Annotated in this window: 22 protein-coding genes; 15 read left to right on the forward strand and 7 right to left on the reverse strand. The window is 69.1% G+C overall.

The annotated features are described in order from the left end of the window. Positions 1–22: 22 nt before the first annotated feature. From ACN28I_RS07420 to ACN28I_RS07440, 5 genes are all read left to right on the forward strand, one after another. Positions 23–430, forward strand: a complete 408-nt coding sequence (locus ACN28I_RS07420) for a hypothetical protein (RefSeq protein WP_420941403.1) — start codon at positions 23–25, stop codon at positions 428–430. Further along, positions 427–1,695, forward strand: coding sequence for an ELWxxDGT repeat protein (locus ACN28I_RS07425; protein ID WP_420941404.1), 1,269 nt, complete (start codon positions 427–429; stop codon positions 1,693–1,695). Before ACN28I_RS07420 ends, ACN28I_RS07425 begins: the two co-directional genes overlap by 4 nt. After that, entirely contained in the window at positions 1,664–2,905 is a 1,242-nt protein-coding gene (locus ACN28I_RS07430) for an ELWxxDGT repeat protein (protein ID WP_420948589.1), read from the forward strand. The genes ACN28I_RS07425 and ACN28I_RS07430 overlap by 32 nt, the downstream gene beginning before the upstream one ends. After that, the gene (locus tag ACN28I_RS07435) at positions 2,902–4,332 is read left to right on the forward strand and encodes an HYR domain-containing protein (protein ID WP_420941405.1); all 1,431 of its coding nucleotides are present in this window, start codon (positions 2,902–2,904) and stop codon (positions 4,330–4,332) included. The genes ACN28I_RS07430 and ACN28I_RS07435 overlap by 4 nt, the downstream gene beginning before the upstream one ends. A gap of 114 nt (positions 4,333–4,446) precedes the next feature. Beyond that, on the forward strand, positions 4,447–4,845 hold the full coding sequence (locus ACN28I_RS07440) for a VOC family protein (RefSeq protein ID WP_420941406.1): 399 nt from the start codon (positions 4,447–4,449) through the stop codon (positions 4,843–4,845). 50 nt (positions 4,846–4,895) lie between these two features. Here the strand turns inward: ACN28I_RS07440 and ACN28I_RS07445 are convergent, their stop codons facing one another. After that, positions 4,896–5,711, reverse strand: a complete 816-nt coding sequence (locus tag ACN28I_RS07445; RefSeq protein ID WP_420941407.1) for a hypothetical protein — start codon at positions 5,709–5,711, stop codon at positions 4,896–4,898. 162 nt (positions 5,712–5,873) lie between these two features. Between ACN28I_RS07445 and ACN28I_RS07450 the strand changes: the two genes are divergently transcribed. Next, positions 5,874–6,470 (forward strand): dihydrofolate reductase family protein, encoded by a 597-nt coding sequence (locus tag ACN28I_RS07450; protein WP_420941408.1) that lies wholly within the window; start codon positions 5,874–5,876, stop codon positions 6,468–6,470. Positions 6,471–6,755: 285 nt separating this feature from the next. Next, complete coding sequence (locus tag ACN28I_RS07455; RefSeq protein ID WP_420941409.1) at positions 6,756–7,355, forward strand: DsbA family protein; 600 nt, start codon at positions 6,756–6,758, stop codon at positions 7,353–7,355. A gap of 44 nt (positions 7,356–7,399) precedes the next feature. Here the strand turns inward: ACN28I_RS07455 and ACN28I_RS07460 are convergent, their stop codons facing one another. Then, the gene (locus ACN28I_RS07460; protein ID WP_420941410.1) at positions 7,400–7,903 is read right to left on the reverse strand and encodes a DoxX family membrane protein; all 504 of its coding nucleotides are present in this window, start codon (positions 7,901–7,903) and stop codon (positions 7,400–7,402) included. 279 nt (positions 7,904–8,182) lie between these two features. Here ACN28I_RS07460 and ACN28I_RS07465 point away from each other — a divergent pair, with 279 nt between their 5' ends. Together ACN28I_RS07465 and ACN28I_RS07470 are read left to right on the forward strand one after the other, a co-directional pair. Beyond that, positions 8,183–9,541 (forward strand): 2Fe-2S iron-sulfur cluster-binding protein, encoded by a 1,359-nt coding sequence (locus tag ACN28I_RS07465; protein ID WP_420941411.1) that lies wholly within the window; start codon positions 8,183–8,185, stop codon positions 9,539–9,541. Then, positions 9,538–11,025, forward strand: coding sequence for an FAD-dependent oxidoreductase (locus ACN28I_RS07470; protein WP_420941412.1), 1,488 nt, complete (start codon positions 9,538–9,540; stop codon positions 11,023–11,025). The genes ACN28I_RS07465 and ACN28I_RS07470 overlap by 4 nt, the downstream gene beginning before the upstream one ends. Positions 11,026–11,028: 3 nt before the next feature. Here the strand turns inward: ACN28I_RS07470 and ACN28I_RS07475 are convergent, their stop codons facing one another. Beyond that, complete coding sequence (locus tag ACN28I_RS07475) at positions 11,029–11,910, reverse strand: SDR family NAD(P)-dependent oxidoreductase (protein ID WP_420941413.1); 882 nt, start codon at positions 11,908–11,910, stop codon at positions 11,029–11,031. A gap of 385 nt (positions 11,911–12,295) precedes the next feature. On the opposite strand from ACN28I_RS07475, the gene ACN28I_RS07480 reads away from it, so the two are divergent. After that, positions 12,296–13,096 (forward strand): trypsin-like serine peptidase, encoded by an 801-nt coding sequence (locus ACN28I_RS07480; protein ID WP_420941414.1) that lies wholly within the window; start codon positions 12,296–12,298, stop codon positions 13,094–13,096. A 243-nt stretch (positions 13,097–13,339) separates the two neighbouring features. Beyond that, on the forward strand, positions 13,340–13,798 hold the full coding sequence (locus tag ACN28I_RS07485; protein ID WP_420941415.1) for a universal stress protein: 459 nt from the start codon (positions 13,340–13,342) through the stop codon (positions 13,796–13,798). Here ACN28I_RS07485 and ACN28I_RS07490 read toward each other — a convergent pair whose 3' ends face one another. Next, positions 13,799–14,866 carry a hypothetical protein gene (locus ACN28I_RS07490; protein ID WP_420941416.1) on the reverse strand — a complete coding sequence of 356 codons (1,068 nt, stop codon included), beginning with the start codon at positions 14,864–14,866 and terminating at the stop codon, positions 13,799–13,801. A gap of 136 nt (positions 14,867–15,002) precedes the next feature. Here ACN28I_RS07490 and ACN28I_RS07495 point away from each other — a divergent pair, with 136 nt between their 5' ends. The 4 genes from ACN28I_RS07495 (at position 15,003) to ACN28I_RS07510 (ending at position 21,371) form a co-directional block, all read left to right on the forward strand. Further along, positions 15,003–16,424: a hypothetical protein gene (locus tag ACN28I_RS07495; protein ID WP_420941417.1), complete on the forward strand. Its 1,422-nt coding sequence runs from the start codon at positions 15,003–15,005 to the stop codon at positions 16,422–16,424. Beyond that, entirely contained in the window at positions 16,378–18,723 is a 2,346-nt protein-coding gene (locus ACN28I_RS07500) for a hypothetical protein (RefSeq protein ID WP_420941418.1), read from the forward strand. Before ACN28I_RS07495 ends, ACN28I_RS07500 begins: the two co-directional genes overlap by 47 nt. Then, a complete protein-coding gene (locus ACN28I_RS07505; RefSeq protein WP_420941419.1) occupies positions 18,720–19,754 on the forward strand; it encodes a threonine aldolase family protein in 1,035 nt (344 codons plus the stop codon). Before ACN28I_RS07500 ends, ACN28I_RS07505 begins: the two co-directional genes overlap by 4 nt. Before the next feature lie 156 nt (positions 19,755–19,910). Beyond that, entirely contained in the window at positions 19,911–21,371 is a 1,461-nt protein-coding gene (locus ACN28I_RS07510) for a tetratricopeptide repeat protein (RefSeq protein WP_420941420.1), read from the forward strand. 19 nt (positions 21,372–21,390) lie between these two features. On the opposite strand, the gene ACN28I_RS07515 is transcribed toward ACN28I_RS07510, so the two are convergent. From ACN28I_RS07515 to ACN28I_RS07525, 3 genes are all read right to left on the reverse strand, one after another. Further along, positions 21,391–22,470: a sialidase family protein gene (locus tag ACN28I_RS07515; protein ID WP_420941421.1), complete on the reverse strand. Its 1,080-nt coding sequence runs from the start codon at positions 22,468–22,470 to the stop codon at positions 21,391–21,393. Positions 22,471–22,778: 308 nt separating this feature from the next. Continuing rightward, positions 22,779–23,150, reverse strand: a complete 372-nt coding sequence (locus tag ACN28I_RS07520) for a hypothetical protein (RefSeq protein ID WP_420941422.1) — start codon at positions 23,148–23,150, stop codon at positions 22,779–22,781. Further along, positions 23,150–24,244 carry a fatty acid desaturase family protein gene (locus ACN28I_RS07525; RefSeq protein ID WP_420941423.1) on the reverse strand — a complete coding sequence of 365 codons (1,095 nt, stop codon included), beginning with the start codon at positions 24,242–24,244 and terminating at the stop codon, positions 23,150–23,152. The genes ACN28I_RS07520 and ACN28I_RS07525 overlap by 1 nt, the downstream gene beginning before the upstream one ends. Between the last annotated feature and the right edge of the window lie 218 nt (positions 24,245–24,462).

Genomic DNA, 24,462 nt, shown 5'->3' on the forward strand with positions numbered 1-24,462 from the left:
GATTTCAAGGATGGGGGCGAAGGTGCTGGCGGTCGCCTCCGGGGTGGACGGAGTGGAGCTGGTGAGGAGGCTGGGCGCCGACGTGGCGGCGGACGGCAAACAGGGAGACGTGGAGAGGGCCTGCCGCGACTTCGCGCCGGAAGGCTTTGACGCCGCGCTGGTGCTGGCGAAGGGTGACGCCGCCGAGCCTCTGCTCCGCATGATCCGCAAGGGGGGGCGAATCGCGTACCCGAACGGCGTGGAGCCCGCGCCGAAGGGGCCCGATGGGGTCCAGACGACGGCCTACGACGGCCTCCCCAACTCCAGTTCCCTCAAACCCATCGCGCCCGCCCATACGGCCCGTATGTCGCTCTCCACGAGCGCGGCGGATAATCTCCACCCGCCAATCCGCGGGCCGGTGCCCGCTGCGCATTCGTCGAGGGGGACATGAGGAACCTGGGAAACCATCGCGGCCTGCTGCTCGGGCTCGCCGCCACGCTGGCCGTGGTGGGCGGTTGTTCGAGTGCAACGCCGGCCGGTCCGGAGAACGGCCCGAGCGCCACGGCCTCCGCCGCGCTGGGGTTCGCGGCTCCCGGGCTCGTCCGGGATCTCTACACGACGCCGTCCGCCAATACCGGCAGTGCTCCGTCCGGACTCGTGGCGGTGGGCAACACGGTCTTCTTCGTCGCGCAGGAGTCCAGCAGCGGGCGCGAGCTGTGGAAGAGTGATGGCACGCCGGCCGGCACCCAGCTCGTCCGGGACATCCGGCCGGGCGTTCAGGACTCCGCTCCCAGCCAACTCACCGTCGTGGGCGGGTTCGTCTACTTCTCCGCCGATGACGGGAGCAGCGGGCGCGAGCTGTGGCGGACGGACGGCACTGCCGCCGGCACCGTGCTCGTCAAGGATCTCTACCCCGGAGTGAGCCCCTCCTTTCCCAGCAACCTGATGGACTTCAACGGGGTCCTCTACTTCTCCGCGATGGATGCCAGCCATGGGACCGAGCTGTGGCGGACGGATGGCACCGCCGCCGGCACCCTGCTCGTGAAGGACATCGTCGCGGGCAATTTCAGTTCCAGCCCCGCCGACCTCACCGTCGCCGGGGGCCGGCTCTTCTTCACCGCGGAGACGGCCACCACCGGCCGTGAGTTGTGGAAGAGCGACGGCACCGCCGCCGGCACCGTGCTCGTCAAGGACCTCGCTCCCGGCAGCTCGAATGGCTTCGTCAAGTCGCTCACGCGCATGGGCAGCCGCGTCTTCTTCGTCGGCTTCGAGCCCTCGGCCCGTCTCTCCCTCTGGACCAGTGACGGCACCGCGGAGGGCACCCGGCTCGTCTACGACCCCACCCCTGGAGATCCGTATGACGGCGCCACGGTGGAGTCCCCGACCGTCATGGGCGGGACGCTCTACTTCGTCTCCATGGGCAAATACGCCGACTCCCATATCGGCTACGAGCTGTGGGCGAGCGATGGGAACTCGGTCTGGCTGGTCAAGGACATCCAGCCTGGCGCTGGCAGTGGCTGGCCCAAGCAGCTCGTGGCCACGGGCGGTCTGCTCTATTTCGTCGCGAGTGATGGCACCACCGGCTCCGAGCTTCTGGAAGAGCGACGGCACGGAGGCGGGCACGCAGCGGATCCACGACATCTGGGTGGGCTCGAGCAGCTCCGGCCCCCAGTACCTGACCGTCGTGGACGGAGAGCTCTACTTCATCGCGGATGACGGCACCTCGGACCGGGAGCTGTGGAAGAGCGACGGCACCTCCGCGGGCACCGTGCGGGTGAAGGATGTCTGGGGCGGCAAGACCAGCTCCACCCCCGAGTTGCTGACCGCCGCGGGGAGCGTCCTCTTCTTCTCCGCGAACGATGGCACCACGGGAAAGGAGCTCTGGCGGAGCGACGGCACGGAGCCGGGCACGTACCGGGTGAAGGACATCCTGACCGGGACGGCCCATTCGGATCCGAAGGCCCTCACCAGCTTCAAGGGCAGCCTGTACTTCACCGCGGACGTCGAGGGCCTGGGCCGTGAGCTGTGGGTGAGCGATGGCTCCCCCAGCGGCACGCGGCTCTTTCTGGACATCTTCCCGGGGGTCCCGGGCTCCAGCCCGGCGCAACTGGTGCCGATGAATGAGGCCCTCCTGTTCGATGCGCACAACGGCATCCACGGCACGGAACTCTGGACGAGCGACGGAACCCCCGAGGGAACCCGGCTTCTCAAGGACATCCAACCCGGAAGCCTCTCCAGCTCGCCGCACGACATGCAGGCCCTGGACGGACGGCTCTACTTCAACGCGAACGATGGTCTGAAGGGCTTCGAGCCGTGGACGAGTGACGGAACTCCCGAGGGAACCCGGCTCCTCAAGGACATCTGGGTGGCTGGCGCCTCCGGCAACTCCTTGAACAGGGGCTTCGTGCCGTTCAATGGACAGGTCTTCTTCGGTGCCTCGAATGGCTCTGGCACCACCCTCTGGAGGACCGATGGCACGACCGCGGGGACGGTCTCCGCGGCGAACGTCGCGCCTTATTTCGATCGGGACTTCGCCCTCACCCCCGGCTTCTTCTACTTCCCGGGGTACATCGGCACCTCGAACGACATCGAGCTGTTGAAGAGCGATGGCACCGCCACCGGCACCGTGCTCGTCAAGGACATCGCGCCGGGCTTCAGCAGCGCGCCGGACGACTTCGCGCTGCTCGATGGGGTGCTGTATTTCAGCGCCGGCGAGAACCCCACTCCACGGCGCGGGCTCTGGCGCAGCGATGGTACCGGGACCGGCACGCAGCAGGTGAAGCAGCTCCCCGCGGGGGCGGGCAGCTTCAACCCGAGGTTCCTCACGGAGGTCAACGGGATCCTGCTGTTCCTGGCGTACGACCCGGAAGGTGTGGCAACGAGCTGTGGCGAAGCGATGGGACGCTGGCGGGCACGTACCGGGTGAAGGACATCCTCCCCGGGCCCACGGGCGGCGTGGCCGCGCAGGCGATGCTGACGCTGAAGCCGGAGGGGCTCGTGGTGTTCGCCGCCTCGGACGGCGTTTCCGGCCTGGAGCCCTGGGTGTCGGACGGCACGGAGGCGGGGACCCGGCCCCTCGGAGACCTCTCCCCCGGGCCTTATTCCTCCAACCCGCGCCTGTTCACGCGCGTGGGAGACTCCGTCTTCTTCGTCGCCACCGATGGGACGAGCGGCTTCGAGCTGTGGCGCATGATGCTCGACACCACGCCGCCCACCGTCACCTGCCCGTCCTCCCGGACGGTGGAGGCCCTGGGTGGCTCGGGTGCGCGGGTGGACTATCCGCCCGCGGAGGCCACGGATGACTCCCCGGGTGCTCCGAGCCTCACCTACAGCCAGGCCTCGGGCACGGTGTTCCCGCTCGGGAAGACGGCCGTCACCGTCACCGCGAAGGACGCGGCGGAGAACACCGCCTCGTGCTCCTTCGACGTCATCGTCCAGGACACCCTCGCGCCCGCCCTGAGCTGCCCCGAAGCCGTCACCGCCGAGGCCACCGGCGCCACGGGGGCTACCGTCACCTACGCCTCCGCCACGGCCTCCGACGCGGTGACGCCCTCGCCCGGGCTCACCTACAGCCAGGCCTCGGAGACCGTGTTCCCCCTGGGCGCCACGGACGTCACCGTCACGGCCCGGGATGGGGCGGGCAACGCCACGGCGTGTCACTTCACGGTGACCGTGCGCGATACCACGCCTCCCCTCGTGGGTTGCGCGCCGGACCTCACGGTGGAGGGCGAGGGACCCGAGGGCGCATCCGTCAGCTACCTGCTCGCGAGCCCGCTGGACGCCGTCACCCGCTCGCCCGTGGTGTCCGCCAGCCACGCTCCGGGCTCTCGCTTCCCGCTCGGGGAGACGCCCGTCACCGTGACGGCGCGAGACGAAGCGGACAATGCCTCCTCGTGCACCTTCCTGGTCACGGTGCGGGACACCACGCCTCCCTCCCTCGCCTGTCCCGCGGAGGTGACGGCCGAGACCCCCGACGCCCAGGGCGCCGTCATCAGCTACGCGCCCGCCGTGGCCAGCGATGCCGTGACGGCCTCACCCCTCGTGGCCTACAGCCAGGCCTCCGGCAGCCTCTTTCCTCCGGGCACCACGTCCGTGAAGGTCACCGCCCGGGACGAGGCCGGACTCGTCTCCGAGTGCTCCTTCCGGGTGACGGTGCGGCAGGCCGTCCCCGAGCCGCCGCCGGTGGACCCTGTGGAGCCGGTGGACCCGGTGGGGTGCGCGTGCGCCTCGGGGAGCGGGGGGGCTGGGAGCGGCGCATGGCTCCTGCTCCTGGGCAGCGCGGCCTGGCTCCGGCGGCGCGCCAGGAATGCACTTCCCGGCGGAGGCCCCCTCTGCTCCTCCATGGGAAGGTGAAGGCGACTGGCGTGGAGCGAAAATCTTTTTCGCGCGCTTGTCGATTCATGCGTCATCATTCGTCGTTCGGATGCAGGACCCGTTATTCAACTCACCTTTCGACATGGGGACGTCATGAACAAGCAGATCATCTTCAACCTGCCGGTCAAGGACCTGGACAAATCCAAGGCCTTCTTTTCCGCTCTCGGATTCAGCTTCAATCCACAATTCAGCAACGAGAGCGCGGCGTTCATGGTCATCGTGGATGGCAGCATTCATGCCATGCTGTCGACCGAAGCGTTCTTCAAGACCCTCATCGACAAGCCCGTCGTGCAGGCAAAGGAGGCCAACGAGATCGTCATCTGCCTGAGCTGCGAGAGCCGGGAGGAAGTGGACAGTCTGATCGCCAAGGCCGTCGCCGCCGGCGGCCGTACTCCGCATCCGCCCGAGGACCGCGGCTTCATGTATGACCAGGGCTTCGAGGACCTCGACGGCCACCTGTGGAACCTGGTCTGGACGGCGCCGCAGGCCTGATGCGGCCGGCCGGGCTGCTCAGCGCTCGTCCCAGTAGCGCCTGAGCAGCATCAAGGAAAGCTCCTCCTATACACGCTCTCATGCCGGGGGTTTGGGATTCCCATTGCCATCAATGCCGCATCAAGCATCTGGCCAACCAGGGGGAACCTGTCTGTTCCAGTCCTGACCCAATGGACATTCCCTTTTTGTCCGGACTTGAAGAGACTCAAGTACACGATCTGGCTATCGGCGAAGTTCTCTCTTAGATAGCTTTTGAGCCTGGATTTGATCTCGCGTGGGGCAAAGTCAAAATCCGAGATGGACATCCCGCCAACGGGTTCGGGCTCACACAAATTCATTTTTCCAGCTCTACGTGGGAAGCCGCCGCTCGCAGCCACTTCGCCCACGGGAAGCGGACCTGAATTGGTTCTATCCGCGATGTATAAATCGCCGAGGCCGTCACCCCCTGCATCCTCTCGGTGCGTGATGCATTTGAAGTTTTTCACTGGAAAATCAGCGAAGGTGATCTCCATTCCCTGACCAAAGAGCTCGCGCATGGCAAGATGCAGATCTTTCGTGTGGAATAGATAATCGCCGCTCCTGGCGCGAAGCAATTTCTCGATCAAGCCATATCGATTCAGCCGTTTTCGCCAGAGCGAATCGTATTTCTTGATGCCTTCGTCTCCGAAATAGCCCAGTTCCTCCATGACTCTCGCGAAAAAGACGCAGGCTCCGCCACTGATTCCCAGGATGGCCTGAAACTGGTTGAAGTCCTCGAGCGAGAAGTTCTTCAAAAAACCGTAGTGGTGCCAGGCATTCGTGCCTGTTCCCGATAAGATCAAGACCGTCTTTTGACGTTCGAATGATAGGTCGAATTTTCGCCGCATGGCTCGGTTTTGAGGTGTTGTTCTCGTCTCTGCCTGGCCGGTCCTGGAACCGGCCGGGTTCGGATCTTAACACGCCTGGGAAACGCACATGTCGTGGCAGCAGTCGCTTGCAGTCCAAGACGCGTTTGGCGGACGATCCCACCCCTGGAGGGGAACAGCGCAATGTCGAAGCTCATCGCAATCATGTCCATGTCGCTCGACGGCTACGTCGCCGACCGCAACGATGGCGTGGACGAAGTGTTCGACTGGTACTTCAACTCGGGGGAGGTCGAGATCCACACCGGAGGGTCGGACCCCATGACGTTCAAGGTGTCCGGGCCGAGCGCCGAGCATCTTCGCGGTCTGACGTCCGGACTCGGTGCCGTGCTCACCGGCCGACGCACGTTCGACGTCGCCCAGGGCTGGGGCGGAAATCACTGGTGGGGACCGGCATTCGTCCTGACCCACCACATCCCCGCCGGATGGCCGCGACCCGACTCGACCGTCCACTTCGTGACGGACGGCATCGAAAGCGCCGTCAAACAAGCCAAAGCCGCCGCCGCCGGGAAGTCCGTTGGGGTCCACGGCGCTGACACCATCCAGCAGTGCCTGAATGCTGGCCTCCTCGACGAGCTCCACGTCGACGTCGCGGCAGTTCTGCTTGGCTCCGGCATCCGACTCTTCGACGGTCTCGCCAATACGCCGGCCTTCCTTGGCAACCCGACGGTGATCGCGGGCGTCGGCGTTACACACCTGCGCTACCCGGTACGAAAGGCGTAGCCCTGGCAATCCGACCCCTTCGGTATTCCATCAACTTCAAATTGGACGGGTGCTGCGATCATGGAGCCAAGAGAAGCATTGGGAGCGCGCGAGCACGGTGGAAATCACGGGCCCCGGATGGGTGGTCCGACAGCCAGCGTGATGGTGGCCCTGGTGGCGGGTCTGCTCCTCGGGTGCGCAGGTGGCCGAGCGGCCACGAGCCCGGACAGGAGCGATGACAGCCCACCCCCTCGGGCCGAGGCTCCCCCGGCTGACGTCCCCCCCTCCCCCTACCGCAAGGTGGCTGTGCCCGAAGATGCGCCCTCCTCCGGCCCGAAACACGCCAAGGTCACCATCGTCGTGTGGTCCGACTTCGAGTGCCACTACTGCGGCTATGTGAACTCCACGCTGGCGAAGCTCAAGGAGAAGTACGGCGAGGACGTGCGCGTGGTGTTCCGCCACCTGCCCATGCTCTTCCACCCCAACGCCAGGCTGGCCGCCGAGGCCTCCATGGCCGCGCACGAGCAGGGCAGGTTCTGGGAGTACCACGACCAGCTCTTCGCCCATCAGCGCGCACTGGATCGCACCTCGCTGGAGCGCTACGCCCAGGAGCTGAATCTGGACATGGGCAGGTTCAGGGCCGCGCTGGACAGCGGCAAGTTCCGCTCCAGGGTCGAGGCGGACATGAACGAAGCGGAAGCGGTGGGCATCCATGGCACGCCGACGTTCTTCATCAACGGCTACATGCTCGAGGGCGCGCATCCCTTCGACTCCTTCGGGGAAGTGATCGACGCGGAGCTGGCGCGGGCGGACCAGGCGCTGCGCGGTGGGGTCAAGCGGGAGAACCTCTACCACCACCTGCTCGAGAACCTGCCCGCGCCCACCTCCAAGCGGCCGGGCTGGTAGCCTTCGCACCCCGGGACTACACCGTAGAGGGAGTGTTTCGCGGCTCACCGGCCGGCCGGAATTCCTCCTCCCGGGTGGTGGTGCTTGCGGTGCAGCCCGTACAGCGCGCCGTGCGGGAAGCGGTGCCGCAACAGGAGCGCGGGGGCGATGGCGATCGCCAGGTTGGCCGGGAAGGCGCACCCCACGCCGAGCCCCGTGATCGCCACGAGGAACACCATGCAGCCCACCGCACCCCACCGCACCCCATTGCCCCGGCCGAACAGCACAGCGAGGCCACACAGCAGCTGCCCCAGGGCGATGGGCACCACGAAGAGCGCGGGGTTCCGGGCGAACGGCCCCTCGATGAACTCCTGGTAGAGCGGAATGGCCGTGGGTCCGAAGCCCTCCACGTACATCCGCGGGCTCACGAGCGCGAGGGTGAGGTTGACGGCGCCCGCGAGCAGGAAGCACCAGCCCAGCGCCAGACGGCCCACCGTATGGGGCCACCGGGCACAAAGGACGATGAGGACGGCGGCCAGGATGAGCGTGATGAAGTAACCGGCGAGCATGGACGGCCTCCAGGGCCAGGGGTTCCATCCCCTCTCCAGAGCATGGCCTGTGCCAGCCCCCTTCCCTCGGAGCTCCACCCCACCCGGGCGCAACTCTTGCGCGCCGCGCGAGGACAGGGTCCGTCCGGTCCGAGCGCTGACGCACCGCGCCAGCCAGGGGAGAAGCCGGCGTACCACGCCCCATCACCCGGGCTGTCATCTCCTCTACTCAGCGAGCGGGCTGGAGGGCCGGGTGTCCTTTGACCGCCCGGTCCGGCTGGGACATTGTCCGCGCACCTTATGCGTCGCCTCCCAGATGCCGCCGCGCGCGGCAAGTCCATCACCATGGACCTCGAGGGCGAAACGGTTCCCGCCGTGGAGGGCGAGCCGGTCGCGTGCTCGCTCGTCGCCGCCGGTGAGTCCGTGCTCGCCCGCTCCATCAAGTACCACCGCGCCCGTGGCCCCTACTGTTTCTCGGGCGCGTGCTCCCACTGCCTCATGCGCGTGGACGGCGTGCCCAACGTCTACACCTGCCGCACTCCGGCCCGCGCCGGGATGAAGCTGGAGCGGCAGAACGCCTACCCCTCCGCGAAGGTGGACGTCTTCGAGGCGATCGACTGGTTCTTCCCCAACGGGTTGGATCACCACGAGATGTTCGCCGGCGTGCCCGTGGCCGAGCAGGTCATGGCCAAGGTGGCGCGCCAGCTCGCGGGCCTCGGACTGCTGCCAGCCTCCCCTGCTCCGGAGCGCATGCCCGTGCAGACGCTGCGCACGCGCGTGGCGCTGGTGGGCGGTGGCGCGGCGGGCCTGGCGGCGGCACAGGTGCTCGCCAGCCAGGGCGTGGCCTTCCTCCTCTTCGAGCGCGAGAGCGTGCTCGGCGGCCGCCTCGTCGCGGGCGCGCCGGAGCCGGATGCACCGAAGATGATGGACACCGCGGCCCTGCCCTCGGGCAGCGTGCGCACGCGGGCCACGGTGATCGGCCTGTATGACGACGAGGCCGGCCGCTTCCTCGCGGTGGTGGCGGACGGGCCGGAGGGGCTGCGGCTCCTCAAGGTGTACGCCGAGCGCTTCCTGCTGACGCCGGGCGGCCACCCGCCGCTGCTGCCCTTCGAGAACAACGATCTGCCGGGCGTGTACGCGGGCCGGGCGGCGAGCCTGCTGATGCGCCGCTACGGCGTGGCGCCCGAGGTGGCGGCGCTGGTGGGCTGGGGCCCGGAGCTGTACGCGCTCGCCCGCCTGATGCAGGAGCACGGCACGAAGGTGGCGGCGGTGGTGGACCTGAAGGGCCCGGTGCCCTCGGGAGCGCCGGCCGGAGCCACGCAGGGCAGCGAACCCAAGGCCCACGGCCGCAACGAGGTGAGCGGCTTCAGCTACGCGAACGCATCGGGCAAGCGGGTGAAGGTGGACTGCGACGCGGTGCTGGTGGCGGTGGCGACGAGCCCGAGCTTCGAGCTGGCCCGCCAGGGTGGCGCGAAGGTGGAGTTCGACGAGGCGCGCGAGGTGTTCGCGGTGGTGGCGGACGCGGACGGGCGCACGGCGGCGAAGGACTTGTACGTGGCCGGCGACGTGACGGGCGGCAGGAGCACGGCGGAGGCGGCGGCGGACGGCAGGCGCGCGGCCGAGGCGCTCGTGGGTTCGCTGACGGGAGGCCAGTCATGAGCAAGACGCTGATCTGCTCCTGCGAGGACGTGACGTCCGACGACATCCGTCACGCGGTGTCGAAGGGCTACTGTGACGTGGAGTCGGTGAAGCGCTTCACGGGCTTCGGCACGGGCATCTGCCAGGGCAAGGGGTGCCTGTCGGCGGTGGCGGCGCTGCTGTGCAGGGAGAAGGCGCAGAAGCCCGCGGGCCTGCTGCCCTTCACGCCCCGGCCGCCGCTCTACCCGACGGAGCTGTCGGTGCTGGCGTCGATGCAGGTGGACGAGTCCCAGCCTCCGGTGGGCGGCGTGCCCGAGGAGCTGGCCGTCTTCCCGCCCGCGCTGCGGTCCGAGGGCTCGGTGCCGGCGAAGGCGAAGGTGGTCATCATCGGCGGCGGCATCATGGGGCTGGCGCTGGCGTACAACCTGTCCTTGCGTGGCGAGACGGACGTGGTGGTGCTCGAGCGCGGCTACCTGTGCGCGGGCGCGTCCGGACGCAACGGCGGCGGCGTGCGCATGCAGTGGGGCACGTCGGCCAACATCGAGCTGGCCAAGCGCTCCATCGAGCTGATGGGCCGGTTCGCGAGGGACCTGGGCATCAACGTGTGGCTGCGCCAGGGCGGCTACCTCTTCATGGCCAAGACGAAGGCCGTGGCGCAGCGCCTGGAGCGCAACGTGGCGCTGCACAACAAGCACGGCGTGCCCACGCGGCTGCTGACGGTGGACGAGGCGCGGGAGATCGTCCCGGGCCTGTCGCTGGCGGGCGCGCAAGCGGCCTCGTACAACCCGGAGGACGGCGTCATCTTCCCGTGGCCCTTTCTCTGGGGCTACGCGAATGGCTGCCGCAAGGCGGGCATCAAGGTCGAGACGTTCACGAACGTCACCGGCTTCGAGACGTCGGACGGCCTGGTGCGCAAGGTGAAGACGGATCGCGGCGACATCGCGTGCGACACGGTGGTGCTGGCCTCCGGCGCGTGGAGCCCGGAGATCGCGAAGCGGGTGGGCGTGCAGCTTCCCAACGAGCCGCACCGGCACGAGATCCTCAGCACCGAGCCGCTCAAGCCCTTCCTGAGCCCGCTGGTGTCGGTGCTGGACTCGGGGCTGTACTTCAGCCAGTCGATGCGCGGGGAGATCGTCGGCGGCATGGGCGATCCGAAGGAGCCGGCGGGGCTGAACATGGGCTCGACGCTGCGCTTCGTGTCCCGCTTCTCGCAGGCGCTGATGGAGCAGATGCCGCAGTTGGGGCACGTGAAGGTGCTGCGCCAGTGGGCGGGCTGCTACGACGTGACGCCGGACAACAACCCGGTGCTGGGCCGCACGCCGGGCCTGGAGAACCTGCTCCAGATGTCGGGCTTCGTGGGGCACGGCTTCATGATGGCCCCGGCGGTGGCCGAGCGGATGGCCGGGTGGATGACCACGGGCGAGTCCGACGAGCTCTTCACGCGCTTCAACCTGCGCCGCTTCCAGGAAGGCAAGCTGGAGCGCGAGGACATGATCATCGGCTGAAGCTCACGCCCCCTCGGGTTCCCCGGCCAGCAACACGCGCTGGCCGGTATCCGGGTGCGAGGGCTCCAGCAGCGAGGTGCCATGGCGGAGCTGCCGGGCGGTCGTCAGACCCGCGGCCCGCAGCACGCCGCGGGGCATGAGCGACGACAGCCGCATCATCCACCGGTAGGCAAAACCCGGGTGCACGAGCGGCTGTGCCCGATCGAACCCCTCCAGCGCCTCGCGGGCGCACTGGGCCGCGGAGATACGCATCCACGCGGGAGCCCTGCCCACGCGCTCCTGTGTCCCCGCGACCTCGCTGAACTCGGTGTCCACGGGCCCGGGAGCCACCTGCGTCACCACCACCCCGGTGTCCATCAGCTCCAGGCGCAGTGACTCCGTGAACCCATCGAGGAAGTGCTTGGTGGCGGCATAGACGGCCAGGCCCGGGACGAAGGTGCGCGCCCCACCCGAGCTGATGTTGAGGATGCCGCCGCGCTTGCGCTCCACCATGCGCCGCAGCAGCCGGTGGGTGAGCAGCAGGGGCGCCGTCACGTTCACCTGCACCATTTGATGGATGCGAGCCCAGCTCTCCTGCTCGTAGAGGCTGTAGTCGCCCAGGCCGGCGTTGTTCACCAGCACGTCCACGCGGACGAGGTGCCGGTGCAGTGAGTCCAACAGCGAGTCCACCTCATCCGGGTGGGCCAGGTCACACCGCTCCACCACCACGCCCAGGGTGGGGTTGCGCTCGTGCAGCTCCTCGCGCAGCACCTCCAGACGCTCCTCCCGCCGGGCCACCAGCACCAGCGTCCGGGCCCTCCGGGCGAGCTGGCGGGCGATCTCCCTGCCAATCCCCGAGGAGGCCCCGGTGATGAGGACCGTGCCCGAATCGATGGGTGGACGCATGGCTCCTCCTTGCCTCGCCAAAAAGGAAAGCTAGGCACCTGGAGCAACCCTCACATGACGCGCCGGGCCGAGCGCCCTCCGGGCCACCCTGCTCCCCAACCAGTCCTCGGGAATTGTCCGTTTTCGCTACGAATCGCGGAAAGCGTGATGTCCTGTTCCAGGACACTCCCCCGGAGCCCCTAAGGTCCGGAAGCGGCTCGGGATTCATCCGGATTTGTGTAGCCGGTTTACATCTGCAACCCGGAAACAGGAGCATGGACGCTCCACTCCGGCCGGATCCCAAGAGACCCGTCCCGAGGGAAAACGGCCACCTACGAGGTTGGCACGGCAAGTGCCATCAGCACGGCCCGCGCGCACTTCCCCGCGCGACGGAGAGAGCCCCTTTATGAGCATGAAGATTGTCCGTGCGTTCCTGGTGGTGGGTCTGACGGGTTGCGGTGTGGCCGAGCTGCCCGAGGACGTGCCGAACGCGGAGCCCGTGGGCTCCACCGAGGCCGAGGTCATCGTCGGCTCGGTGAACTGGACGGCCGCCACGTCGCTGAGCGCCACCAGCACGGAGCGCACCCGCTCCAAGGCGGTGGGCTATCTGTCGATTCCCGCCGTGGGCAGCCGCTGCACCGCGTGGCTCATCGCCAACGACAAGATCGTCACCAACAACCACTGCGTTGGCAGCAGCTCGCAGGCGGTGGGCGCCAGGGTGTCCTTCAACTACGAGGACGGCGTCGCCTCCACCAGCCGCATCTGGTACGACTGCTCCACCTTCGTGCGCACCTGGACGGCCGAGGACATGACCGTCCTCACCTGCAAGGCGCTCAACGGCTACCTGCCCGGCCAGGTGTACGGGAAGCTGACGGTGGCCAGCGCCAACGCGGCCAACGGCTCGGCGATGTACGTCCTCCACCAGAACTGCGACTACAACGCCACCCCGAGCTGCGTGCCCAACAAGAAGTACTCGCCGGGCTCCGTGCTCAACACCAACGTGACCAGCAACGAGCTGTCCTACAACGCGGACACGCTGGGCGGCTCCTCCGGCTCGCCGGTGCTCGCGGGCGCGGGCGCCGCCAACGCGCACCTCGTGATCGGCCTGCACCACGTGGGCGTCGGCTCCAACTACAGCACCAGCGCCTCCAACCGAGGTGTCGAGGCCTCGGCCATCCGCGCCCGCCTCGCTGAAGTCGGCCTGTAATCCCCGCTCGCGGGAAGGGACGGCGGCTCCTCGCGGGGCCGCCGTTTCCATTTCAGGCCGCCCCCTCCCCTCCGGGCGGAGCTCCGTCGGACGCAAGGCTTGCGCCCCTTCCCGCACCGCGCGGAAGAGTTTGCGCGTGGACACCCCACGGTGCGTGAAGCTGCCCTGGCATGCATCTTCCAGGGATGAAGGAGCAGAGCGCCCCCCCACTCCGGGGTCCGGGCGGTAACGGAGGGAATAACGATGCCCATGCCTTCTCGCATCCTCGTACCCGTGGACCTGATGGAGGGCTCCAAGGCCATCATCGACTACGCGGTGCAGCTCGCCAGGCCGTTCAACGCCTCCATCGAGGTGCTGCACGCCTGGGAGCCGCCGCAGTACATGGCGCCGGATCTCCTGGTGGCCGCGCCGGGCTGGAATCCCCAGTCGCTGGAGAAGACGGCGCTCGAGGCGGCTCGCAAGGAGCTGACGACGCTCATCGGCTCGCTCAACGCCCCGGGTCCCATCACCCAGCGGCTGGAGGTGGGGGAGCCCGCCTCGGCCACCCTGCGCGTCGCGGAGGCGGGCGGGTTCGATCTGATCGTCATGGGCACGCACGGCCGCCGGGGCCTGCCGAGGCTGCTGCTGGGCAGCGTGGCCCAGAAGGTCATCGCCCGGGCCCCCTGCCCCGTCCTCACCCTGCACGTGACCGAGGAGAAGTAGTCACTTGCCCGGAACGCCGGCCCCGGCCTCCGGGTCCGGCAGCCGGGCAGCCTGCTTCGCCGCCCGGCGGGCCGCGAGCACGGTGGGAAGGCCGAGCACCAGCATGGCCCCCATCACCAGCGCGGCCCCCACCAGCTCCCGAGTCCCCGCGCCCGGCAGGCCGAGCAGCGCCGAGAGCAGCCCGGTGGCCACCACGCCCGCGACGATGCTGGAGGCGCGGTTCACCGGGACGCAGAACGAGTTCTCCCGGTGGTCCAGCAGGATGAGGCCGCCGAAGATGCCGGTGCCCTGCGACAGCACGCCCACGAGCAGCTCCTCGAACACCCGCCCGCGCGCGAACAGCTCCGTGAAGCCATGGCGGATGTCGGAGAGCACGGGCCCCTCGCCGATGAGCGCCGCCACCGCCAGGACCGCCACGAGGACGGGCGTGGCCACCATCTGCTCCTCGACGAAGTAGCGGATGCCGGCCGAGGGCTCCCCCGTCTTGGCCAGGCGGCTCATGAAGCGCAGCCGGATGAAGTAGGCGATCAGGTACACGCCCAGGTCCAACAGCGCCGCCGCGGTGACACGGGCATCCACGCCGGGCGCGGTGGCCACGCCCACGGCGGCGAAGCTCAGCCCGAGCGCCACCCACGAGGGCCACGCCACCCGGCGCTGGCTCATCACGTCCACCAGCGGCGCGAGGATGAGCACGCCGCCGCGCATGAGCAGCATCATGAAGACGATGGACGTGCCGCTGAAGGTATAGGCGAGCGTGGTGGTGGCGATGATGGCCGCGGAGCACAGCCCCGAGAGGAACGTCCACGGGCCGGGGAACGGCACTCGCACCCCCAGCACCGTGCGGGTGCTCGCGTATTGCCACCAGCCCCGGGAGGTGAGGAAGAGGAACATGCCCACCCCGGACGCGAGCGTGCTCCACGGCAGCAGCTCGAAGCCGGAGATACCGCGCGTCATCCCGTCCAACGCTCCGCGTGAAAGGGCCTTGGTGAGCGCGCTGTAGGGCGCGTAGCAGGCGAAATAGCCGAAGGCGTACCCCCAGATGGCGAGGTTGCGGCGGTGGGTCGTCATGTCCACGTGAGGGTCCTTCCCGGGCTCTACCCGGTGGGGAGTGCAAGAGTGGAGCCCGCCGCGTGGAGGGGCTCGCTCGCCACCCCGCGTATCGCCTATGTTCCCGCGCGCATTCAGTCCCTGGAGGGGGGGAACGATGGAACGGTTGAACACGTTGGCCGAGAACATCCGCCACGTCGCGGGGTTGCTCGCCGAGGACGTGCTGGAACCCGATCCGGAGCGGACGGATTGGAACGGCATGAAGGTCCGCGTGGACATGGTGCGTCAGGGCCTGGACAAGGTGCTCGACGGCCTGTCCGGCGCGCTGGAGGAAGCCGACGAAGCCAAGGAGTCCGACCTCAAAGGGCTCGTGCGCAAGCGGGTGGCGGACGTGGCCGCCCGGACCGCGGCGCTCCTGCACGCCTCGGGCAGCCGTGAGGGCTGCCGCCGCCTCTTGGAGAAGGCCGTGCGGGTGTCCGAGGACGCCTCGCAGCGCGCGGAGCTCGAGGCCGGCCTGGCGGAGCCCGAGGTCTTCTGCCGCTTCCAGTACGCGGCGTGGCTCCTGGGCAGGGGCCACTTCGAGAAGGCGGGCGCCCTCCTCAAGCGCGTGGTGAAGGACACCCGCCAGCCGGCGCTGAAGACGGCGGCCCGCGGGGCGCAGCGGGGCCCGCGTCCCATCAAGGCGGCTCCCTCCCTCTTCACCCTCAACGGCTGCGGCACAGGGCTGTACGGCAAGCGCGATCACGCTCCGGACGGCTCCTATGTGACCACGTACTTCATCTGCCTGATCTTCATCCCCATCTTCCCGCTGAAGGCCTACCGGGTGCGCACGGAGGACGGCAACTCGTACCAGTTCTACTCCCAGGAGCCGCTCGGCCCGGTGACACGCTGGTGGCAGCGGCTGGTGCTCGCCAGCATCGCGGGGCTGTTCCTCGTGTCCAACGTGAATGGGTACCTGAACTCGCCCGAGCGCCTGGCGCGGCTGGCACTGGAGGAGGCCCGGACGGCGGAGGCCACCCTCCCGCGCGATCAGGCCATCCGGCGCTACCACTCCGTCATCGACGCGCACGCGGATGAGTCGGCGCGGCGCCAGGCGGCGGACGCCGTGGTGCGGCTGAGCCTCGTGGACCTGCCCACGCCCTGCACGCGGGACACGACGGAGGCGGTGGGCCGCGTGGTGAAGAGCGTGGGCGCCCTGTCCTTCAGCGCGCTCAGCGGCGCCCCCGCGGCCCGGTTCGGCGAGCGGCTCGACACCTGCGCCCGGGAGATCGGCCAGGAAACGGACGCGGACGCGCGGGCGGCGCTCACGGTGGTGGAGGACGCGCTGCGCGTCTCCGGGAAAACGCCGGCCCTGAGGGAGCGGCAGGTGGCGCTCAAGCGCACCCTGGCGGACCGGCTCGTGAAGGAGTGGCCCCTGCGGGCCCTCGCGCTCTACGTCGAGCTTCCCCGGCCAGGAGTCGCTGGACGCGGCCGAGGCCATCATCGACACCTTCGGCGAGGCGCCCTCTCTGTGGTTGGAGGCCGCCGGCCCGGTGGAGGCGTGGAGGAGCCACCGGGACCAGGACAAGTCGCGCCGTGAGAAGGTGGCCCTCTACCTCACGCGGTTGGAGACGGCTCGCGCCACGCACGCGAAGGACATGGCCCTCATCGAGGCGGGCGACGGGGCGAAGCTCGTCCGGGCCCTGAAGGCGGCTCCAGACAACCAGGAGCTGGCCGTGGCGGTGGCGGGCATCGCCCGCGGCCAGGGTGACGCCAGGCGCGCGATGGCCACGCTGACGGCGCTCGGGCCCCAGGGGCGGCTCACGGGCGATGCCCAGATGCTGCTCGGCCTGTGCCACCGGGACCTGGGACAGCTTCCCGAGGCGGACGCGGTGCTCTCCACCTATGTCGCCGATCGCCTGGCGCCCTTCCAGCGCGTGCAGCGCAAGTACGACACGGAGGCGAAAGCACTGCAGGATCGGCTCGTCTCGCAGGCGCGCTCGGGCCAGCTCCCCTCGGAGGTGACGAGCCGGTTGGATGCGGCCTCCAGCAACGAGGAGGAGCAGCGGAAGATCTTCACCGACTGGCTGTCCGAGCGGATGGAGACGGACCCCGGCCTGGAGAAGCTGCGCGAGGAGTACCTGCGTCACCAGGCGGTGGTACCGGCCTCGCTCATGCTGGGCATGGTGAAGCTGCTGCGCGCCAACGAGACGGAAGGCGCGGCGCGCCAGGCGCTGCTGGGTGAGGCCGAGCGGGCCTTCCTCGCCATCCGCCAGGAGTCCGAGGGCAACCCGCGCTTCCACCTGGGCCTGGGGCAGGTGTACCACCGGCTGGGCCGCGCCGAGGAGGGAGACAAGGAACTGCTCAGCGTGGTGGAGCGGAAGGATCCGGCGCTCACGCTGGAAGTGGCCAGCGTCTACCGCGAGCTGGATCGGCTCGAGACGGCCCGGGCCCTCGCCGAGGACGTGTACTCCACCGGGAAGGAGAAGGTGGCCCGGTACAGGGCGGCCTCCCTCATGGCACGCATGGCCACGGACGACGTGGACGAGGAGAAGTGGCTGCGCAAGAGCGACCTGAGCTCGCCGGACGTCAAGGATTCCCTGCTGGAGATCGAGGCGCGGCGGGCGCTGCGCGAGGGCCGGCTGGAGGAGGCCGATCGGGCGTTCGCGAAGTCCGTGGCCTTCCGGTCCCGGGATGCGAAGCACAGCGCGGCGTCCGCCAACAACACGGCCATGTCGCTGCGGGGCCGGTTCGAAGCGACGGGAGACGTGGCGCACCTGCGCTCGGCGGCGCGGTACCTGGAGGACGCGGCGCGGCTGGCGCCGGAGAGCGCCCTCGTGGTGGGCAACCTGGCGGAGGTTCAGGAGGATCTGGGCACCCTCACCGTGCTGGAGCGCTGGGTGCGCACCAAACCCCTCCACCTGAGGGACTCCGATGCGCGGCAGTTGCTCTACGTGCTGCTCGGGGGCCCGTTGCGCGAGGAGGTGCTGCGGGCGATGGACGCGGATCCCGCCCTGCGCCGGAGCCAGGAGCTGAGCCAGCAGGAGCAGACCCTGGCTCCCGGGAATACCTCGGGCTGGTCGCGGCAGTTGGAGTGGCTGCGGTTGCACGAGGACGCGCGGGGAATGGCGGCGCTGGCGAAGCGGCTGGAGACGCTCCCGCCCTTCGAGGGTGGCGCGCAGGCCGAGATCCGCCGCAAGTGGGAGGCGGGCGAGCTGGACGAGAAGCTGGTCAAGAGGACGGCCCAGCACGTGGCCTGGGCCGAGGCGGCGCTGAAGCGGGCGAAGCAGACGAACCACGCGCCCACGATCGCGGCGGCGTGGAGCCTGCTCGGTGTGGCCCTGCGCAGTCAGCACGACTACCAGCAGGAGAAGCCGGAGCAGCTCGCCTCGGTGGTGGAGGCCTACCGTCAGGCCGCGAAGCTCTGGCCACAGCTCGGTGCGGGTGATGACCTGGAGTGGGCGCTGGCCCGCCTGGCGGTGGAGCGCGGGGCGGCGAAGTCCGAGGCGCTGGCGAAGGTGCTGAAGGAGGAGCGGCGCATCCAGGTCACGTCGACGATCATCCACCACGCGTTGACGGGTGCCGCGGGCGCGGAGGTGGCGGCGGTGCTGCGGGCCCAGCCGGAGCTGAAGGAAGCGGCCGAGCACGCACGTGCGCGGGCCAAGGTCCGGCCCGAGCTGTCGGACTGGGTGCTGGCGAAGGCGGCGGGAGACGTGGTGCTGGAGCAGGCGGCGGCGGCGGTGTTCTCGCGGCCGGACGTGGAGCTGCAGCTCGCCCTCGACGCACGGCTGGCGGGAGACCACCCGCGTGAGAAGGCGCAGCAGGAAGCTCTTCAAGCAGGGCAAGGCGCAGCAGGGCCGGCCCTGAGAACGACATCACAGGAGCAGACGACCGAATGAATCCGAAGCGAGGCTTTGCCAGCGACAACAACGCGGGAATCCACCCGGTGATTCTCGAGGCCATTGCGCGGGCCAACGTGGGCCACGCCCTGGCCTACGGGGGAGATCCCTGGACCGAGCGCGCGGTGGCGAAATTCCGCGAGCACCTGGGCTCGCACGTGGACGTGCACTTCGTCTTCAACGGCACGGGCGCCAACGTGCTGGGCCTGAGCGCGCTGCTCAAGCCGTACCATGCCATCCTCTGCTCCGAGTCGGCGCACATCAACGTGGACGAGTGCGGTGCTCCGGAGAAGGCCACGGGCTGCAAGCTCGTGGACATCCCCACTCCGGACGGCAAGCTGACCCCGGCGCTGGTGGAGCCGCGCATCCGCGGCCTGGGTGACCAGCACCACGTGCAGCCCCGCGTCATCTCCATCTCCCAGTCCACGGAGATGGGCACCCTCTACACGCCCGAGGAGATCCGCGCGCTCGCGGACCTGGCGCACCGCCATGGCCTGTACCTGCACATGGACGGCGCCCGCATCTCCAACGCCGCCGCCGCGCTCGGCGTCCCGCTGCGCGCCATCACCACCGACTGCGGCGTGGACGTCCTCTCGTTCGGCGGCACCAAGATTGGCCTGATGATGGGCGAGGCGGTGGTCGTCTTCGAGCCCAAGCTCGCGCCGGACTTCCGCTTCCTCCGCAAGCAGGGCATGCAGCTCGCCTCGAAGATGCGCTTCGTGGCCGCCCAGTTCGAGGCGCTGCTCACCGATGACCTGTGGCTGAAGAGCGCTCGCCATGCCAACGCCATGGCGGCGCTGCTCGCCCGGGAGGTCTCCTCCCTGCCCAGGGTGAAGCTCACCCGGGCCACCCAGGCCAACGGTGTCTTCGCGATCCTGCCCAAGGAGCTCATCCCCCGGATGCAGGAGCACACGTTCTTCTACGTCTGGGACGAGTCCACCTCCGAGGTGCGCTGGATGACGTCCTTCGACACCACCGAGGAAGACGTGCGCGGCTTCGCCTCCCGGCTGCGCGAGCTCGTGGGCGGCTGAGCCGCGCCCCCCCCTCCCCGGACGGCGCGCGCCTCTGGCAGACTGGCGCTCCACCTTCCGGGGGGAAATCCATCGTGGCTCGAACTTGTTCCTCTGCGCCTCACCGGCGCCCTGTGCTCTCTCTTCGCCCTGCTCGTGTTCGCGGGGAGCGGCTGCGTGAAGCGGCCGGTGGACTACGAGCGGGAGTACGCCAGGACGCTGGTGCCGAAGCGCCTGGAGAATGCCTCGCAGGCGCCCTCCTCCAGCCCGCGCCGCACCCTGCGGGTCCGGGTCTACGCCGACGCCGACTACCGCTCCCAGGTGTTGCGCTGGGAGCCCGGCATCGAGGCGCAGTTGCGCCGCGCCACTGACGTGGTGGAGGGACAGTTTGGTGTGGTGTTCGAGGTGGACTCGACCCGGAAGTGGGACCGCGCTGGCGGAAGCCAGGATCTCGAGACGGCGCTGAACCAGCTGGAGGCGCTCGACGCGGGCGAAGACGTGGATCTGGTGATCGGCCTCGTCTCGGCGCTGCCGATCTTCACCACGTCCCACCACCAGCTCGGCGTGGCGCGGCCATTCGGCCGGCATTGCATCCTCCGGGGCATGGACAATCCCGAGGAGCACAAGGCGCTCCTGTCCGTGTTCACGCACCTGCCCGATCAAGAGCGGGAGACGCTCTACCGCGAGCGCAAGCTGCACAAGGAGACCTCGGTACTGCTGCACGAGTGGGCGCACACGCTCGGCGTGTTCCACGTCCAGGACTCCCACTGGATGATGCACCCCAGCTACGAGCCCGCGCAGGCGGCCTTCGCGCCCCAGACCCAGCAGCACCTCGCCCTGAGCCTGCGCCACCTTCCCCAGGGCCGCCGCGACCGCGAGGCCCAACAGGCCTGGGCCCGGGAGTTGAAGGCGCTGCTCACGGCCACCGTCTGGCCGGATTGGGAAGGAGCGGACAAGGAGTCGGCCCTCGCGTGGACGGAGCGGGCCCTCTCGGGCCAGGCCCCCCTGGGTCCGGAACCCGCCTCGCCCATCCTCCCGGCCGATCGCCGGCGGATCGACGAGGTGATCGCGCTCGACAAACAGGGCCGCGTCGAGGTGGCCGCGCAGCAGTTCGAGCCCCTCGTGCAGCGCTACCCCCGCGACGAGCAGGTCCAGGTGATGGCGTGCTACCTGGCCGTGCGCGCCGCGCCGAAGCTGCCGGCCACGCGCGAGCGCTGTGAGTCGACGCTCTCGCGCTTCCCGGAGCAGGTGCCGATCCTGATGAACCTCGCGATGCTCCACCTCCAGTCGGGGAGCCACGCGGAAGCGCAGGCGCTCCTGGTGAAGGCACGGCGGCAATTGGAGGCCCAGCTGAACCTGCGCGGCGGGCAGCTCGGCCCCGCGCGCACCGCCTGCCGCAAGGCGCTCGCGGCCCACCCCGAGGCCGTCCAGGCGCACTTCCTCCTCGGGTGGATGGCGGCGAACACCCGCGCGGGCCAGGAGGCCCGGACACATCTCGAGCAGGTGGTGGCCCTGGAGCCAGCGCACCAGGACGCCTGGAAGCTGCTGGCGGAGCAGTACCGCACCGCCGGCAAGAGCAGCGAGCTGAAGGACCTCCAGCAACGCTACCGGACGCAGTTCGCCCGGGAGCTGCGCTGACGGCGGGAGGCCCGGTGGCTCAGGGCCGCAGCTCTCCCCGGCGATAGAAGCTCTCCCGATTGCCGGGGAGGTCCTCCTCCCAGAAGACGTGCACCTCGGCGGCCCTGCCCGAGGAGATGATGACGGGCGAGGTGGACCGCCCGGGAGACGCGCTCAGGTTCTGCGTCTCCCCGAAGCTCGCGCCTCCATCGGTGCTGGAGCGGTAGAAGATGTCCCCCTCGCCCACGGACCGGTCGCGCCAGACGATGCGCACGACGCCGCCGGAAGACGAGAGCGCGTACTGCGACGACTTGCCCGGCGTCTCGCTCACGTTCCTGGGCGCTTCGAAGGTGCCCCCGGTATCGAGGCTCCGCGTGAAGAAGATGTCCGTCTGGCCCGCCACCTTCTCCTTCCAGAGGACGTAGACGGACGAGCCGTTCACCTCCAGCAGCGGATCCAACGAGGCCACGGCGTTCTGGCTGAGGTTCTGGATGGGATCGAAGTTGGCGCCGCGCGTGGTGCTCCGGCGGAAGACGATCTCACTGCCGCACCCGCTGCCCTCCCGCCACACGACGAACACGCCCGTCCCCTGGATCGCGAGGCTCGCGTCCTCGGAGGGTCCGCTCCCGGCATCCAGCACCTGCGCGGGTGCGAACGAGCGTCCCTCGTCCATGCTCTGGCGCAGGAACACACGGGAGCCATCGTCCCAGACGGCATGGACGGTGGTGCCCTCCGCCGCGAGGGCCAGATCGCCGCCCTTCGCCTGCTGGCTCAGCTCGATGGGGGGCTCGAAGGAGTCGCCGGAGTCATGACTGGCCCGGAGGAAGAGCTCGCCCGCCGTCCCCGAGCCGCTCCAGGCCACATAGACGTTCCCTCCGGCGGCGACGAGGTGGGGATCCCGGCCGCTCCCGCTCAGCACCTGGATGGGGCCGAAGGTCTCCCCGAAATCGTGGCTCACCCGGAAGCGGATGCCGGCCTCGACCCAGACGGCGTAGACATGGCCCTCGACCCGCGTCACCTGGACGTCCGAGGCCCGAGCATGGTGGCCGTCGCTCAGGTTCCGGGCCTGGCCGTAGCTCAGGCCCCGATTCGAGCCTCTGCCGGAAGTAGACGTCTCCATACCCTGTCCGCATGTCGATCCACGCGGTGAAGACATGATTGCCCACGAGCTCCACCGTGGGTTCACGGGAAGTGGCCCGCGTCTGGCTGAAGTTCCCGACAGTCCCGAATACATCGCCAGCGAACGCGGCCAGCGGGGCGAGCAGCACCCCCACCCACAGCCTTTTGAGACCCCCCATCGCCCCCCCTCATCCGCGCCCGGGACCGCCAGGGTCTCAACTTCGCCATGGGAGCCGCCAGTCTGAATCGCACGGCGGACCATGTATGCCGTCGGATGGACAACCGGCCCCGGGGCTCGGGGCGGGCGGCCTACCAGTAGCGGCGCGGCGGCGGTGCGGGCGGGGGCGGCACGATGACCGGCTCGAGCATGCCGCACTCCAGCAACCGCTCGATCGCCGCCTTGACCTCTTTCGGGCTGGCGCAGTCCTCGAGGTTGCGGGTCACCTCGGAGATCGTCCGCTCCCCTACCCCGAACTCCACGAGGAAGAGCCCATCCTCGGAAGACAGGCCGCGAGGCCCGCTCCAATCACCCCGGGCCGCGTCGAACTGCGCGCGCCCCGAGCCCGACCGGGCCTTCTCGACCATGAGGGTGTACGCCGACACGGCCTCGTTGCCCTTCGACGAGAGCCGGAACTTCTGCGCGCGCCCGAAGCGGACCTTCTCTGCTGTCTCGTCGTTCATCACAGTGCCTCCGCGGCCAGGGGCTGGCCCATCCGTTTGAGCCAGCGCACGTGGCTCCCCAACGCCGCGCGCACATTGTCCTGGGCACGGTAGCGTACACCGTGCTCCAGACACGTCGTCTCGATGATCCGCGAGAGCGCCGGGTAGTGCAGGTGGCACACGCGCGGGAACAGGTGGTGCACCACCTGGAAGTTGAGCCCACCGAGGTACCAGCACAGCAGCCGGTTGCCGCGCGCGAAGTCGACCGTCGTCTCCACCTGATGGACGGCCCATTCGCGCGTGAAGCTGCCGCCAGCTTCCGGCACCTCGGGGAAGCTCGCCTCCTCCACGCAGTGCGCCAACTGGAACACACTGGCGAGCGTGAGCCCGAGGATGAAGGACGTCAGCGCATGGCAGAGCACGACCTGCCACACGGGATGGAACAAGGCGGGCAACACCAGGGCCCAGCCGAAGAAGAACACCTTCCCGATGAGGACCTCGGCCAGCTTCCGCCCGGTGGGACGGGGCATCTTCTGCAGCCCGACCTGGCCGGAGAGCACGTCCTTGAAGTCATCGATGAACTGCCACTTCACCGCGAGCAGCCCGTAGAGCATCCAGATGTAGAGGTGCTGGAAGCGATGGGCCGGACGCAGCGGCTGGCTCGGAGCGACGCGGCAGAAGGGCTGGATGTTGATGTCCGCGTCGAGCCCGGCCACGTTGGGATGGCTGTGGTGGAAGATGTTGTGCTTCCAGCTCCACACGTAGGAGGACGCACCGAGCACGTCGAGCGTCAGGGCGAGCAGCCGGTTGACCGATCGCTTCTCCGAATAGCCTCCGTGGTTCGCATCGTGCTGGACGCTGAAGCCGATGCCCGCCATCGCCAGCCCGAGCGACACGCACCCGGCGATCGCGCTGGCCACACCGTCCGCCACGAAGACGAGGAAGGCATACGAGGCCGCGAACCAGGCGAGCAACGCCACCGTCTTGGCGTACATGCCCGGGAGATCGCGCGCCGGGCGCCCACTGTCCTGGAAGTACTGATCTACCCGCGTCTTGAGCGCCTGATGAAAGGGCCCCGCCTCTGGAAACTTCGCCTTCGTCGCCTGCGCCAACACCCACCCGCTCTCGCGCGCCCGATGGGACTTCGGCCCGGGCGGGGTGAATCCCCACACAGCCCTACCCCAGCTCGGCAGTCGCCCTTCGTAACATGTCTGGACCCGCACAGGTGACCTGAATCCCGGAGCGTCCGATCCCCAGCTTGTCCACCTCCGCAATCACTCCAGCGGACATCCGTAGGACCGTGTGCGCCGCACCGAGCGGCTGCCCTCCAGGA

The organism is Archangium gephyra (assembly GCF_049060025.1).
Classification (GTDB): domain Bacteria; phylum Myxococcota; class Myxococcia; order Myxococcales; family Myxococcaceae; genus Archangium; species Archangium gephyra_A.